The following is a 14,839-nucleotide window of genomic DNA, read 5'->3' on the forward strand; positions in this document are numbered from 1 at the left end:
TCGCATTGATGGATGGCGATGGTCCGTGGCGAGCGCCTCTTTCCCCCGGTGTGATTCGCCCGGGGATAGCCCCATATTTTCGTTCAATCTCGGAGAAATGATGGACTCTCCCCCGCACTCGCGGGGCTACAGAACTGCTATCACTGCCAGCGCCGCGGCCTGTGGGTGAGAGATGCACCATAACCTCCTCACCCACAGGCTGATCCGCACCACCTCCGGCAGCTTCTCTCTATCAGGTCTCCTCTCCGCCCTTGTCCGCGACGAGGTGGACGGTTTCCCTGCGCTGAGGCCCCACCAGGGTCCGGCCCTCCACATGTTCCTGGTGCAGCTCGGTGCAATGGCAATGCGACGTGCTGGCCTCGGCGATCCACCCGCAGAGGAGGAGGCGTGGCGTAAACTGCTCCGCAGCCTCACGCCTGGCTTTGCCGATGATGAGCCGTGGCATCTCATCGTCGAGGATTGGACGAAGCCGGCCTTCATGCAGCCGCCGGTGCCGGCGGACATGAAGCTCTCCAACCCGGTGCCCACGCCGGACGCCCTCGACATGCTTATCACGTCGAGAAACCATGATCTGAAGCAGACGATCGCACGGCAGGCCGAGCCAGAGGACTGGGTCTTCGCCCTGATCTCGCTCCAGACCATGGAGGGTTATGGCGGCAAGGGAAACCAGGGCATCGCGCGGATGAATGGTGGGTCGTCATCACGACCGTTGCTCTCCCTTGCACCACTCCCCGCGAAAGTGAAGGGGACAACGCTCCGCCTCGGGACTCGCTTCCGGCGCGACGTGATGGTTCTGCTCCAGACATACGAAGTCCAGCTCGAGCAGAGCGAATACAATGCTGACGACGGCATTGGACTCACCTGGCTGGGGCCCTGGCCCGAAGGCGAGCAGCTGCAGATCCGCGATCTCGATATCTGGTTCATAGAGGTCTGTCGTCGAATCCGGCTGACCGTCCGGGATGATGGCATCTCGGCAGTTAAGGGCAATTCGGCCGCTGCCCGGATCAATGCCAGGCAGCTCAACGGCGCCCTGGGTGACCCGTGGGCGCCGGTCCACAAAGTCGACCGGAAAAGCCTTACGCTGGCAGGACGAGATTTCGATTACAGGATCATCACCGAGCTCCTGTTCTCGGGAGATTGGGAGATCCCGCTGCTTGCCAGGCTGGCGGATGTTGATGTGCGGCAGCCGATGGCTCTTGTGGCTGAGGCGATCTCGCGAGGGAACAGCAAAACCGAAGGTTTCAAGTCGCGGGTGTTGCCCATCTCCAGCCGCATCGCGCAGGCTTTCGGAACGAGGCAGGCGGACCTAAATGAGCTGGCCAAAGCCCAAGTCGAGGCAATCAGCAGCTTCGCGAAAGCGCTGGGAAATGCACTCTCACTGCTGGCTGCCAAAGGTGATCGAGAACGGCGAAACAAGGACCATTACGGCTTTGCCCGCGCGGCGCAGGACCACTTCACCCGAGCCGCGGACATCATCTTCTTCGATCATCTCTGGGCGCGGTTTGAGGCACAGGAGAGGGGGCAGGCCGAGCTCGAGATCGAGGAGCGCAGATGGGCCGAGGTGCTGGCCAAACATGCGCGGTCCGCGTTCCGAGATGCGCTGCCCACGGTTCCCTGCTCCGGCATCTACCGCGCTCGCGCCGAGGCGAGGGCCGAGCGGGCCTTCGAAGGCGCGATCAGATACCACTTCCCCGACCTTATCAGCAGAGCGCAGCGGGAGACCGAGCATGCCGGATAGCCAGCCTCCACCCGATTTCCGCATCAAGGCCGCCAAACTCGCGGAGGAGATGCGGTCGCTTGGCACAGGCGACCTCGCGGAGTTGCGCCGGATGCAGCGCGGCGCCGCCGGGTGTGCGGCATTCTGGAACCTGGCCGCAAAAAGCGGGTTCATTGACGAGACCGTGCGGACGGACGACTGGATGCTGATCGTCAAGGTGATGGCGATCCTGACGCCAAAGGGCGAACTGCCCCGGAGCGGGAAGCTTCGAAATTCCCTGCATGACCCGAAGAAGCGGCTCGGCGCCCTGCTCTGCGACGGGGGCGATCCGGGATGGAACAGCTCCCAACAGCCACTCCTCTCAGAGACCCGCCTTATGCGCCTCCTTGCCGAAGCCCCGGCTCGCCGCGGCGCTAGTCTCGAGCGGATCGCCAGGCTTCTCGCTGCGAAGCGGAAGACTGATGCCGGGATCGACTGCACTGAAATCGCCGCCATGATCCTCTTCCCTAAGAGCACATTCGCAACGCGCGGCATCGCCCGCGATTATTACCGCCGGCTCGATGCCGCGGCTCCAGAGAAATCACAGAAGGAGCTTGCCTGATGAGCGCACCGCGCTTCCTGCAGATCCACACGCTGCACACCTACACATCGGCCTTGCTGAATCGCGACGACACCGGGCTCGCAAAGCGCCTCCCATATGGTGGCGTGTCGCGCACCCGCATTTCCTCACAATGCCTGAAGCGCCATTGGCGGACGGCCGACGACGACCCGCACTCGCTCCACAGCATCGACGGCGCGGAACTGGCTTACCGGTCGCGCGAGCTGGTGACCACTCTCGTCATCCAGCCCCTCAGGGACCGGTTTCCCGCCAATGTGGTCGACGCGATCGAGCCGGAATTCCAGAAAGCCGTCTACGGAGATAAGGGGGACAAGGGCAAGCGAAGCCGCCAGACCCTGCTGTTCGGCGCGCCCGAGATCGCGTGGCTGGCGAGCGAAGCGGAGCGACTGGCTGCCAGCTCGGACAGCGCCGCGGCAGCCAAGGCTGCGGTCACCGACTGGGCGAAGACCTTCAAGGACAACATCAAGGCGATGCGCGAGAACAGCGCGTTACCGGGCGGCCTGACCGGGGCGCTGTTCGGGCGCATGGTCACATCCGATGTCTCAGCCAACATCGATGCGCCGCTTCACGTCGCCCACGCCTTCACTGTGCACGCGGAGGAAGCCGAGGGAGACTACTTCACCGCGGTCGATGATCTGAAGGGGGATGATGACGACAGCGGCGCCGACACGATCCAGGAAACCGAACTCACATCGGGCCTGTTCTACGGCTACGTGGTGATCGATATGCCGGCGCTCATCCGGAACTGCGGCGGCAATCAAGACCTGGTCGCCCGGGTCGTCCACAATATCGTCTACCTCATCGCCGAGGTAACCCCCGGGGCCAAACGCGGCTCCACAGCACCGTACGGTCGTGCTGAATTAATGCTGATCGAGGCGGGCGATCGGCAGCCACGCAGCCTGGCCGCAGCCTATCGGAAGCCTGTCGATAACGACCTGGATATGGCGGTTTCGGCGCTCGATGCTCACCTCACGAAACTTGATCAAGCCTACGAGACGGGTGAGGAGCGGCGCTATCTCGCCCTCGCTGGCACGGATGTGTCCAGTGCGGAACGGGCGTCGCTGAAAACGCTGGCGGAGTGGGCTGCGTCCCAGGTGAAGGCTGCTTCAGATGCGGATGCCTGATCATCGCTGGCAGGTCCTCCGGCTCGAGGCGCCACTTCTGGCCTTCGGGGGGGTGACGATCGACCAGATGGGGGTGACGCGCGACTTCCCGGCCGCCTCGATGCTGACCGGCCTGCTTGCCAATGCGCTGGGCTGGCAACGGACCGAGTGGGGGAAGCACCAGGCCCTGCAGGACCGCCTCGTATTTGCCTCCCGCTGGGAACGGGGTGGTGATCAAGGCGTGCTTACCGACACGCAGAATGCCCGCCTTGCCGCGAGCGACAAGGGATGGACGACCTGGGGCAAGCCGGAGGGTCGTGACGGCGCCAGCTATGGTGCTCCACATCGCAGGTTTCGTGACTATCACCCGGATGCCTGCGTCATCATCACTCTGCGCCTGGATCCGGAAGATGACGAGCCGTCGCTCGGCGACCTCGCCGCGGCGCTGGACAGGCCAGCCCGTCCGATCTTCATCGGTCGCAAGCCGTGCCTCCCATCCGCTCCGCTGCGGCAACGTGTCGATATCATCGCGCCGACAGCATACGAGGCCCTGCAGAAGGTGCCAGCCGACGAAGGGTGCCAGCGCGAAGGCATGCGCGCATTATGGCCGTTCGGTGAGGGGCCGGATGATGGCCCCGAAGTTCATCGCGTCATCGATCTTCCAGACCTGAGAAACTGGCGTACGGGTCTGCACGGCGGCACGCGTAAGATCGTCGAGGGCATCATCGAGCCGTCGCGGGAAGCGATCGCATGACCACGCTCCACATGGTCAGTCTGCCGATCGATCTGAAATCGTTCAGGCGCTGGGCAGCACAGCGCAACCTCGCCGCGGATGAGGGCGCCGCTCTCCACCATCTGCTGGGCGAGACGTTCGGCAAGTCTGCCTTCCAGCCGTTTCGACTGATGGTCGCGCCCAGATCCGCGAGCGCCACGATCTACGCCTATACGCAATCCACTCGGGATGTCCTTGTGCAGACCGCGCATGAGTTGGCGATGCCGGACGCACTCGCAGTCTGCGACCCCGACCGGATTGCGACGAAAGAGATGCCGGTGACCTGGGCAAAGGGTAGACGCTTGGCCTTCGACGTCAGGGTGCGGCCGGTGCGCCGTCTACTCAAGCCCGCTGGCGGTTTTTCGAAGGGAGCCGAGGTGGATGCCTACTGGCTCGATGGAATCCGGGGACAGTCTGAAGGTGACGCATCAAATCCCAGTGGCAGTTCAGGCCGCGAGGCGGCCTACCTCACCTGGCTGATCAAGCGCATTGGCGAGGCTGCCAATATCTCCAGTGCGCGTATTGTCCGCCTGGAACAATCGGTCGCACTGCGGAATCAACGAACGCAGAACGGACCCGACGTTACTTTTCACGGGGAGCTCGAGGTCAAGGAGCCAGAGCTATTTGCTGCTTGCCTCTCGAAAGGGGTTGGGCGTCACGTGGCTTACGGATATGGCATGTTGCTCCTGCGGCCGAGCAGGCGTTAGCCATGCTCAGCGGTCGGCTTGGACTCGAGAAAGCTCGAATTCCCCATGCCGACCGACATGGTCTTTTATGGCTCGATCGCGGCCGGCTGGAGGTTGAAGACGGCTGTCTCCGCTTCGTCACTGCTGGCGGCGGTGATCTTGCAGCAGGAGATTACCAGATCCCGCATCAGGCAATTTCGATTGTCCTCCTCGGGCCGGGCTCAAGCGTAACACACGACGCGTTACGCCTACTCGCCCGTCATGGTACGGCCCTCGCCGCGATTGGTGAGGGCGCTGTCCGATTCTACACGGCACCGCCTCTGATGCCTGATAGTTCAGCCTTGGCGCGTGCGCAGGTCGCGCTATGGGCAGATCCGAAATCTCGTATAGAGGTGGCGCGCGCGATGTATGCAATCCGTTTTGGCGAGATCGTGCGTACACGTGACATCGAGGTGCTGCGCGGGCAGGAAGGCGCCCGCATCAAGCGCAGCTATCAACTAGCTGCTGAACGATATGGGATCCCATGGCGTGGCCGGCACTATGACCATGCCAATCCAAGTGTGGGAGATGTTCCGAATCAGGCCCTCAACCATGCCGCGAGCGCTATGCGAGCGGCATCCTGTGTTGCGGTAGCTGCCCTTGGAGCAATCCCGCAACTGGGATTCGTGCATGAGGATTCTGGGCAAGCCTTCGTGCTCGATATTTCCGATCTTTACCGGCACGACATAACCCTCGACATCGCTTTCGGCGCAGCAAGGGAGGCTCTGAAATCAACCGAGTCGGTGGAGCGGCTCGCACGTAGGCGCGCCGCTATCTTGTTTCGACAGCGAGGCGTCATTCCCTCGATGATCGACAAGATCAAGCTGCTGATTGTCCCCGATCGGATGGAGACAAGAGTGGAAGGCGTCGACTGATGCCGATGGTTGTGGTCATCACCCGCGACGTGGAAGCGAGGTATCGCGGCTTTCTCGGTTCGGTCATGCTTGAGCTTGCGCCAGGCGTTTATGCTAATCCACGCCTGAGCGCCAGCGTGCGCACCCGTATTTGGGAGGTGCTTGCCGATTGGTATCAGCAACTCCGCCGCGGCAGTCTTGTAATGATTTGGGCTGAAACCGCAGCTAACGGCGGCATCGGTCTCTCGAGTCTGGGCGAGCCACCGAAAGAAATCGTCGCCCATAACGCACTGCTACTCGTGCGTCGTTCGTTTTCAGAAGCGCGTCCGCGTGGCTGATTTTTTTGCTCTTTGACATGGTTTATCAAGTAAACCAATATGTTACCTATCAGAGGTTCCCCCGCACGCGCGGGGATAGGCCCTGGTGCCACGGGTGCCGCAGGACGCGAAGCCAGGTTCCCCCGCACGCGCGGGGATAGGCCCCTTGTGGGCAAGCGATGCGATCGCCTTTCGTCGGTTCCCCCGCACGCGCGGGGATAGGCCCCGGAATGCGCTTGCCCTGCGGGACGCCAAGGTGGTTCCCCCGCACGCGCGGGGATAGGCCCGTCACCTGCTCCGCGCTGCGTGCGTCCAGTGCGGTTCCCCCGCACGCGCGGGGATAGGCCCCAAACGTGGCCATCAACGGCCATCTCCTGACGGGTTCCCCCGCACGCGCGGGGATAGGCCCCATCGTTGGGGCCGCGTTCGCCTGCCAAAGATGGTTCCCCCGCACGCGCGGGGATAGGCCCGGGAGGGGCAGCCGGAGGCGCGTCGGGAAGGCGGTTCCCCCGCACGCGCGGGGATAGGCCCTGGTTTCAGGCCGATCTCTCGACCCGGTTGAAGGTTCCCCCGCACGCGCGGGGATAGGCCCTGATCCGCATGGCCCGGAACAACATCCCGCTGGGTTCCCCCGCACGCGCGGGGATAGGCCCCCCGGCTCCCGCTCCCACCGCTCCCGTTGCGCGGTTCCCCCGCACGCGCGGGGATAGGCCCATAACAGTTACCGGCGGCCCGTTTCGTTTTTTGGTTCCCCCGCACGCGCGGGGATAGGCCCGCTGCCTCTCTCTCCTGCCAGTCCTGGCGCTTGGTTCCCCCGCACGCGCGGGGATAGGCCCTTGACGGTTGCCGAACCGCTCGCGGCGATGCTGGTTCCCCCGCACGCGCGGGGATAGGCCCAAGACGCTAATCTCGCTCTGCAATGCGTTCATGGTTCCCCCGCACGCGCGGGGATAGGCCCGACCAAGGGGGCCAGCACGACGGGCGATCGCTGGTTCCCCCGCACGCGCGGGGATAGGTCCATCCGCCAGACTGAGCCCTTCACGCTGAATGTGGTTCCCCCGCACGCGCGGGGATAGACCCACGTAATCGCCCTGCGGCATGTCGAACGACAGGGTTCCCCCGCACGCGCGGGGATAGACCCTCGGATCGGGATCTGGATTATGTGCGTGGCCCGGTTCCCCCGCACGCGCGGGGATAGAACCGTTTTTGGCGATGCTGGGCGGAATGAAAGTGTGGTTTGTCAGCGGCCTGATGATTTTGTGCAGATCGTCGTCGGTCATGGCTCGCCTTGCTCGTCGAAATTCGAATTTTCTGGTGCTCCACCACGAGCCCCTTCCGGACTCACCCCAAATTCATCTGGTCATGCCCGCATAATTCGGAATTTTCACGCCGTTCTGGGCGATCGATAAACCGTCGTTCCATCATTTCCGTCGAAAATTTCGAAATACGTCGGATATTCGGCAGCTTCGGTGTCACCCGCGTCGATCGCGTGCTCGATTTCTCGACGCTACTCCTCGAGCCATTCATTTCCGCAGGCGCGGGCCTGACTGATTTCCTCGAAGTTCTGGGAAATTCGAATTTCCACGTTTTGGCGGCGTGGCCACCGTGCCATCGCTTAGCTGTCCGCCCGCATCGAGATAACGGAGAATACAATATCTAGTTCTACAGAGATAATATTTCCGATGCATGACTCAGCGAAAATTCGATCATAGCCTCGTGTTCCCGCGCACGCCGATGGGGACCGAGGATTTGATCCGCGACGACCGAGCGGAGATCTGGCACGAGATTCTGATCGGGGACGACGGCGTGGGCAGGCACGAGGTTCTGACTGGTGACATGCTGATATTGATTGCCGACGTCAACCGACGTTTTCGTCCGCCCAAGACGCCCGGATTGGCCGGGTATATGGGAAATGTCGGCTTGATCCGGTGCATGCGCTATGGCAACCTCCATGCGGTGTGCGCCAGCGCCATCTGGCATCAGGGGGGTCACCATGAAGTATCTCGGCACCAACGAGGTTGGCTTCGATCGGTTCAATCTGGGCTTTCCTAGCGTCAAAACCTGCCAGGCAATCGTCTACCAAACCTCGTTCGGCCTGTTCGGCTTCCACGACGCGCTGACCAACAAGGTGCCCTTCACCCGCAAGTGCGAGGCATTCCGCACCTTCGTGCAGAACCTCTCGGTCCCGCACACCGAGTTCGCCGAGTGCCTGATCGGCGTCATTACCAGCACCGAACGCTTCACTCTCAACGACCGGGCAGGCTGGGCCACCCAACTCTTCGAGGTGGCACGCCACCTCGCCTTCAAAGGGGCAATCTACGGCGTCAGACTGACCAAACACATCGCGAACAACGACTCAGCCTATATCCGCTACGACTACGAACCGAAACGTAGCAAAATCAGCTACAAGACCTGGGGCAAGATGGACTTCGACAATGTCGACCTGGACAAGGACGCCACCTTCCACGCCCTGCTGCGCCCTCAGAACGTCCTCGTCACCACCGTCGCCGAACGAGACAACCGAGCTTTCGACGCAATCGAACCAACCGAGCGAAACCGCTCCGTCCACCGGCGCGGACGCACCGACGAAGGTAACCTGAATGTCGTCACGCCCGACGAGTTCCAGGTGTTCCGCTGAACACCCCACATCCGCGCCCATCCGCCCTTCACACGCCCTGGCAAAGCTCAAGGCGAAGCCAAGCAAAAGGCACTTGGGCCCGATAGGACCCAAACCACGTTAATTTTCGGTCCCGCTTGCGTCGCTGGAGCTGGCCTCGGGTGGAGAGGTGATAATTCAGATCCAGGATCGAATTTTCCCCGCGGACGAGCGCCGGGGCCGGGCGCACGAATGGCACACGCAACCTCCGGACCTGACGGCGGCGAGAGGACGAAGAAGCGGACATATTTGCCGTGAGTCAAAATCGGCGTCCGCCCCAACGTGCTGACTACGAGTTCGATTTAATCGGATAATTCGAAGAAGCTTGACTGCGTGATCGGACAAATTCGAATTATCTGATGAATTCTCTACGCAGCGAGAATTAAATCGTCAAAAATTGATTTTTCATCATCAACAGCGGCGTCGTTGTGATGTGTGGTCGATGCTGCGAAATTGGATTGAGCCTTGGGCCTGGAAAATTCAGGCCGCCCTGCCGGCTACGGCGTAGCGCTCAATTCCCAAAGCAAGGCCGCCATTCAGACAGCGCTTACCCCGCAGGCGCGGGGATGATGGTCGGCTATGCCTCGGATTCCGGGGCCTTATGGTCCAGACCACCATAATCAGCGTCGAGACCATCGAGGGTGCGGTCCAGGTGGCGCCAGAAAACCGACACGGAATATACCGGCTCGGTCAGCGGCCTGATGATTTTGTGCAGATCGTCGTCGGTCATGGCTCGCCTTGCTCGTCGAAATTCGAATTTTCTGGTGCTGCACCACGAGCCCCCTCCGCTCTCACCCCAAATTCATTCGGTCGTGACCGCATAAATCGTAATTTTCACACCGATCTGAGGGATAAACCTTCGTTCCATCATTTACGTCGAAAATTTCGAGATATGTCGGATACTCGGCGGCTTCCGCGTCGCCCGCATCGATCGCGTGCTGAATTTCCAGACGCTGCTCCTCGAGCCATTCAGCTCCGTAGGCGCGGGCGTCGTTAATTCCCTTGAATTTCTGGGAAATTCGAATTTCCACGTGACCTATAACTAATTTGACGTCGTAGCGGTCGGACATTCCGAATAATCCCGTCTGTGGCCGTCAACACATAAATCAGGAGCTGGGCATCAAAGAATTCGAATTTTGGTTACGCTTGTCACTGTGCCGTCGTCTAGCTGTCTGCCCGCATCGAGATTCAGAAGAATACAATATCCTGTTCTACAGAGGAAATAGTTTCGATGCATGTCGGTGACGACGGCCTGACCCGGCACGAGGTTCTGATCGGCGACGACGGCCGGAACCGGCACGAGATTCTGATCAGCGACGACGGCCTGGACCTGGCACGAGGTTCTGATCGGCGACGACGGCCGGAACCGGCACGAGATTCTGATCGGAGACGACGGCCTGGACCCGGCACGAGATTCTGATCAGCGACGACGGCCTGACCCGGCCCGAGATTCTGATCAGCGACGACTGACCGCGGGCGACCGAGATTCTGATCGGAGACGACTGACCGCGGGCGCCCGAGATTCTGACCGGCGACAACGGCCTGACCCGGTCCGAGATTGTGACCGGCGACGACGGCCTGGACCTGGCACGAGGTTCTGGTCGGTGACGACGGCCTGACCCGGCCCGAGTTTCTGATCAGCGACGACTGACCGCGGGCGACCGAGATTCTGATCGGAGACGACTGACCGCGGGCGCCCGAGATTCTGATCGGCGACGACGGCCTTACCCGGCCCGAGATTCTGATCAGCGACGACGGCCGGAACCGGCACGAGATTCTGATCGGAGACGACGGCCTGGACCCGGCACGAGATTCTGATCAGCGACGACTGACCGCGGGCGCCCGAGATTCTGACCGGCGACAACGGCCTGACCCGGTCCGAGATTGTGACCGGCGACGACGGCCTGACCCGGCGCGAGATTCTGATCAGCGACGACGGCCTGGACCTGGCACGAGGTTCTGATCGGCGACGACTGGCCGCGGGCGCCCGAGGTTCTGATCAGCGACGACGGCCTGGACCTGGCACGAGATTCTGATCAGCGACGACTGACCACGGGCGCCCGAGATTCTGATCGGCGACGACGGCCTGACCCGGCCCGAGATTCTGATCAGCGACGACTGACCGCGGGCGACCGAGATTCTGATCAGCGACGACGGCCTGACCCGGCACGAGGTTCTGAATAGATGGCGCGAGCTTCCGGCGGCGATATAAATTCAAAATCCAAGCGCAATTTCTTGGGGCGACCGACGACGGACCAGGCGAGTGGGGGCGGGTCGGATCCTGCCTATGCCGCGAGCCGGGTTTCGCCCAGATCGGGGTTCAGCCAGGCGATACTGCCATCGTGGGCGTAGATGACGTGATTCTTCCCCATGCGCTCGCGGGCATAGTCGTCGATGAAGGTGATTGTCGGGGCTACCGCGGCCTCGAAGGCGAGAGGAGCGACATCGTCTCTGAGCTTCACGATTTTCGGGCGGAGACAATCTCTGCCGGCACCGATCACGAGCGCGAAGACCGGGTTGTGGGCATGAACTATGGCCACCCCGGCCTCCGTGCCCATCCCCGTCCACTTACCGGTCCGCCGGATCACGCACTGAGCCGGAGCAGAGATCTGGTTCCTGTAGCCTGAGCGCTCCTGTCCAGCTGAGGTCTGATGGTCCTGCCCTGACTGGTTTTCCGAATGATCCAGAGCCTTTTTATCCAAGCACTGGATGTGACACTCGGGCACGACCGCGGCCGGGGTGGCCGGGGCGGCGGGCTTTACGATCTGCTCAGCCGCTCTGTCGCGAATTTCCTCGAGCAGGCGACGTCCGTGGCCGAACTCGCTCTTGTGACGGTAGATGGTCATGCGGGAGACACCGGCGGCCCGCGCGAGCTCGGCCACTCCGATCTCCTCGGCAGGCTGACCGATCTCCTCTGCGGCGAGCGCGATCTTGACCAGGGTGTTCTCACGGCACTTCAGCGCGGCGTAGCGCCCGCCTGCCTCCTGCTTCTCCTGCTTCGAGAGCGCCGCCAGATACTCGGGCTCACCTGCCATGGCGCCGCGCTGGCGGTTGTCCGAGGCGATCCGTGGATCGAAGCGGGTGAAGTAGTATTCAGCGCTGCTGGTGCACTGCTTCCGCAGGTCAGGCGTATCCGGGAAATGCCCGAGAGCGGCCCTTGTGAGCGCGGTCTCGAAATCGTCGAGGGCCTGCTCCAATCCTGCCTGTTTTGCGCGGACGCGCGCAGACCGGCGATGTGACGCGGGGTGGAATTCATGGACCATCTGCGAGGCAAGCCAGCCCACGACCTTGAAGAGGCCGTTCGAGCCTGTCTGACCGTTCCGGATCGAGTGCACGATCGATGCAAAACTCCGGATGCCGTTGCGATATTTCCCGATATCGAGCAGGTCGCAGAGCCCCTGTGTGCCAACGCCGTTTCTGCCGAGGCTGTACGGCTCGCTATTGACGATCACCGTTGTCATACTTTCGCAGAGCGGGTTTTTGCCGCGCAGCGAGTTCGTGGCCATCGGGTCAGCGCCGAGGGGGGCCAGACGCTGTGCCAGCACCGCCGAGACCAGCTTGAACAACGCCTGCGGCCCAGGGCGACCATTTACCGTGAAGCAGACGGCGTGCTTCAGGATATAGTACAGATGAGGGTTCCGGACCATTCCGTCATCGCCGGACCAGGTTATGAAGTTCGGCATCGGCAGGTTGAGTTCGTCGATCAGCCGCAGCAGCTCTTTTTCCGATTTGAAGCAGCCATCGATGTCGATGCGGATGATCCTGCGCATATCGCTGTTGAATTCGACGTATGCGCAGTCCAGCGCGAGGATCTTGCTGGTATATTTTTCGACATGTGCCTTGTCCCTTCCCGCCGCGATCGAGCGCTTCCGGCTCCGGCGGGTGGTGCGACGGCCCCGGCACAGGCCGGCGACGAAGTATGTCAGGATCGGGCTCAGCCGTGAGCGCAGCCCTTGCACGGAAAACGGTTCGATCTCGACGCCACACACGATCGCGGGCAGGGTGGACAAGCCGTCACTCATGCGGGCTCGAATGGCGCTCCCGGCTTCCCGGGCCTCGTCCGCGTATTCTTTCTGGGTCCCCGACTCCTCGCCAGAGCCCCTCTGGATCTCACGCTGCGCCTGAAGAAGCTCGGCCGTCGTCGCACTCATCTGCCGAGCGACGCAGGAGGCAAACAGCGCACGATTCAGTATGGCCTCCGGATGGAACCCGGCCTTGTCGAACTGCGCGGGTGAAATTCCCTTCTTGCGGATTGCCAAGGCCCTGTGCGCGTTGGCTGTGACAAAGTCAGCAGCTCGCCGACGCATCTTCTGGCCGGAGGCACATTTCAACCCCATCGGGTCATAGACGGCGCGGAAGGGGGCGGCCATCGTCAGCTCCCCGGCTTCGGGCTGTCGTCGAGTGCCTCGACGTAGACCCGGTTGGCGTTGGCGAGATTGGCATCGACGGCGCGCTGGGACAGCTCGATCGCTTCCATGACGCCGGCCGGCATCGGCTCGGGCGCCGCCGCGACCGCGGGAGCGTAGCGCAGGTCGTGGATCAGCTGGTTCATGGCGGCGGACTCGCCGAGACGGCGATAGGCGATCACGCCGTGCACCGCGGACATGGCGCCCAGCTTCGGATGGGTCTCCAGCACATAGGCAGCCTGGTTGGCGATCGCCTCGGAGAGGTGCAGATCGGCGCGCATCGCCGCCTTGGGCAGTGCTGCCGAGATCTCGCGGGCCACTTTCGGAACGATGCCGCGGGCGGCGAGGCTGTCGACCAGGCGGCCGCGCATCGCCTCGACCACCGCGTCCATGCCGACACGCATGGCATCGGCAACACGGGTGAGCTGAGGAAGGGCCGCCTGCGGGCCGCGCGGCGAGGCGGGGGCGATCTGGACGACGGCCCGGGCGATGTCCGGCGCGATGCCGTCCCGGATCAGGGCGGCACGGGTGTTGCGCGCGTCATTCCCGGCAAGCCGGCGGGCGATGCCGGCCGGGGCCATCGCGGCGATCAGCCAGGTGGCATCCTCGTTCTGGGTCGGACTCTCGAGGATAGCCTCGCCGATCTGGTTGGCGCCGGCGGCCGCGACATGGGGATCAAAGCCGGAGGTGGCCAGTTCCGAGGCGAGCCGGTCGCGCGCGGCGAAGAAGGCGCCCTCGAGGAGGGGGATCCGGATCTCTGCCGCCACGTTATACTCCTGACCGTCGATCATGGTGAGGGTCCGGCCATGAGCGGATCGGCCTCGGCCGCCTCGCTCTCGTCACCGAACAGGCTGAGCTGGTCACGCACGGCGACAGGCCCATCCCGGACAACGGTCATATTGGGTATGGCTTCAAAAGTCACGGCAATTTTGTATAGCAACGGCACTTCGTCGACCTGCCGGTCGGTCAGCATCTCCGGATCGGAGATGAGGAGGCGGACGTCATGAAGCTGGCCTTCCGCGATGGCTGAGTCGATCGCCGGCGCGACCCATTCGCGCCAGTTCCGCCGCAGCATCGCGCGCCGCCAGCGGATCAGGCCCTGCTCGTCGGGGAACAGCTCGTAGCGCGTCTGGGCCGGAGCTCCCTCGACACGAAGGATCCCGAGCACAAGGCCACCGGTTTTGCGGGCGCGCGCAGACATGGGGTCAGCATACGGGCGCGATGTGTAAGCAACAGGCGATGGTGCGCCCGGCGGCGAATACCGGTTGGTTGATTACAGGTGCCTTGAATAAGCTCGGATCAGGAGGAGCTTGACGACGCCCTTCGCCCCACCTGGGGGCTATCGAGCCCATCGCAACATGACGGAGCAAGCCTATGCAGTTCACGGTTTTCTGGTCGCACCCGTACCACGGCTCGGGGTCATCCGTCATGGACGCAGAAACAGCGGAGATCGCCGGAAGCGAAGCCGCGGAGTCCATTTCGGAAAATCTGGCTGATGACCCCAAGGACAGCCTCGAGGTGTCGACCATCGTGGATGACCTGACGATCGAGGTCTGGGGAGGCGTTCTGCAGGCTCGTCCGGAGGCGGAGCCTGAGTTCACATTCGCCTGAGCCACACCACCGCCCGACCACCGCGCCAAGCCCCCCCCAGCACCAGGAGCGTATTCAGG

General features: G+C 62.7%; 14 protein-coding genes and 1 CRISPR repeat array. Of the genes, 9 read left to right on the forward strand and 5 right to left on the reverse strand.

Going from position 1 to position 14,839, the window contains the following annotated elements; translation table 11 throughout:
* Window positions 1-172 precede the first annotated feature (172 nt).
* From casA to HUW10_RS02415, 8 genes are all read left to right on the forward strand, one after another.
* Window positions 173-1,738, forward strand: a complete 1,566-nt coding sequence (gene casA / locus HUW10_RS02380) for a type I-E CRISPR-associated protein Cse1/CasA (protein WP_174502025.1) — start codon at window positions 173-175, stop codon at window positions 1,736-1,738.
* A complete protein-coding gene (locus HUW10_RS02385; RefSeq protein ID WP_174502026.1) occupies window positions 1,728-2,318 on the forward strand; it encodes a hypothetical protein in 591 nt (196 codons plus the stop codon). Before casA ends, HUW10_RS02385 begins: the two co-directional genes overlap by 11 nt.
* Window positions 2,318-3,460 (forward strand): type I-E CRISPR-associated protein Cas7/Cse4/CasC, encoded by a 1,143-nt coding sequence (gene cas7e, locus HUW10_RS02390; protein WP_174502027.1) that lies wholly within the window; start codon window positions 2,318-2,320, stop codon window positions 3,458-3,460. Before HUW10_RS02385 ends, cas7e begins: the two co-directional genes overlap by 1 nt.
* The gene (gene cas5e, locus HUW10_RS02395; protein WP_236656160.1) at window positions 3,447-4,193 is read left to right on the forward strand and encodes a type I-E CRISPR-associated protein Cas5/CasD; all 747 of its coding nucleotides are present in this window, start codon (window positions 3,447-3,449) and stop codon (window positions 4,191-4,193) included. Before cas7e ends, cas5e begins: the two co-directional genes overlap by 14 nt.
* Window positions 4,190-4,918, forward strand: a complete 729-nt coding sequence (locus HUW10_RS02400) for a type I-E CRISPR-associated protein Cas6/Cse3/CasE (protein WP_174502028.1) — start codon at window positions 4,190-4,192, stop codon at window positions 4,916-4,918. The genes cas5e and HUW10_RS02400 overlap by 4 nt, the downstream gene beginning before the upstream one ends.
* A 2-nt stretch (window positions 4,919-4,920) precedes the next feature.
* On the forward strand, window positions 4,921-5,811 hold the full coding sequence (cas1e, locus tag HUW10_RS02405; RefSeq protein ID WP_174502029.1) for a type I-E CRISPR-associated endonuclease Cas1e: 891 nt from the start codon (window positions 4,921-4,923) through the stop codon (window positions 5,809-5,811).
* Window positions 5,811-6,128 carry a type I-E CRISPR-associated endoribonuclease Cas2e gene (cas2e, locus tag HUW10_RS02410; protein ID WP_174502030.1) on the forward strand — a complete coding sequence of 106 codons (318 nt, stop codon included), beginning with the start codon at window positions 5,811-5,813 and terminating at the stop codon, window positions 6,126-6,128. The genes cas1e and cas2e overlap by 1 nt, the downstream gene beginning before the upstream one ends.
* 54 nt (window positions 6,129-6,182) lie before the next feature.
* A CRISPR array of direct repeats spans window positions 6,183-7,309; the repeat unit is 29 nt; unit sequence GGTTCCCCCGCACGCGCGGGGATAGGCCC.
* Between the two features lie 791 nt (window positions 7,310-8,100).
* Window positions 8,101-8,745, forward strand: coding sequence for a hypothetical protein (locus tag HUW10_RS02415; protein ID WP_174502031.1), 645 nt, complete (start codon window positions 8,101-8,103; stop codon window positions 8,743-8,745).
* 595 nt (window positions 8,746-9,340) lie between these two features.
* Here the strand turns inward: HUW10_RS02415 and HUW10_RS02420 are convergent.
* From HUW10_RS02420 to HUW10_RS02440, 5 genes are all read right to left on the reverse strand, one after another.
* The gene (locus HUW10_RS02420) at window positions 9,341-9,493 is read right to left on the reverse strand and encodes a hypothetical protein (protein ID WP_174502032.1); all 153 of its coding nucleotides are present in this window, start codon (window positions 9,491-9,493) and stop codon (window positions 9,341-9,343) included.
* A 61-nt stretch (window positions 9,494-9,554) separates the two neighbouring features.
* Complete coding sequence (locus HUW10_RS02425; RefSeq protein WP_174502033.1) at window positions 9,555-9,833, reverse strand: hypothetical protein; 279 nt, start codon at window positions 9,831-9,833, stop codon at window positions 9,555-9,557.
* Between the two features lie 1,215 nt (window positions 9,834-11,048).
* Window positions 11,049-13,133, reverse strand: a complete 2,085-nt coding sequence (locus HUW10_RS02430) for a replication initiation protein (protein ID WP_174502034.1) — start codon at window positions 13,131-13,133, stop codon at window positions 11,049-11,051.
* A gap of 2 nt (window positions 13,134-13,135) precedes the next feature.
* On the reverse strand, window positions 13,136-13,936 hold the full coding sequence (locus tag HUW10_RS02435) for a hypothetical protein (protein WP_236656162.1): 801 nt from the start codon (window positions 13,934-13,936) through the stop codon (window positions 13,136-13,138).
* 20 nt (window positions 13,937-13,956) lie between these two features.
* The gene (locus tag HUW10_RS02440) at window positions 13,957-14,370 is read right to left on the reverse strand and encodes a hypothetical protein (RefSeq protein ID WP_174502036.1); all 414 of its coding nucleotides are present in this window, start codon (window positions 14,368-14,370) and stop codon (window positions 13,957-13,959) included.
* A 173-nt stretch (window positions 14,371-14,543) separates the two neighbouring features.
* On the opposite strand from HUW10_RS02440, the gene HUW10_RS02445 reads away from it, so the two are divergent.
* Entirely contained in the window at window positions 14,544-14,780 is a 237-nt protein-coding gene (locus HUW10_RS02445) for a hypothetical protein (protein ID WP_174502037.1), read from the forward strand.
* Window positions 14,781-14,839 lie beyond the last annotated feature (59 nt).

The organism is Acidiphilium sp. C61 (genome assembly GCF_905116885.1).
Taxonomy (GTDB): domain Bacteria; phylum Pseudomonadota; class Alphaproteobacteria; order Acetobacterales; family Acetobacteraceae; genus Acidiphilium.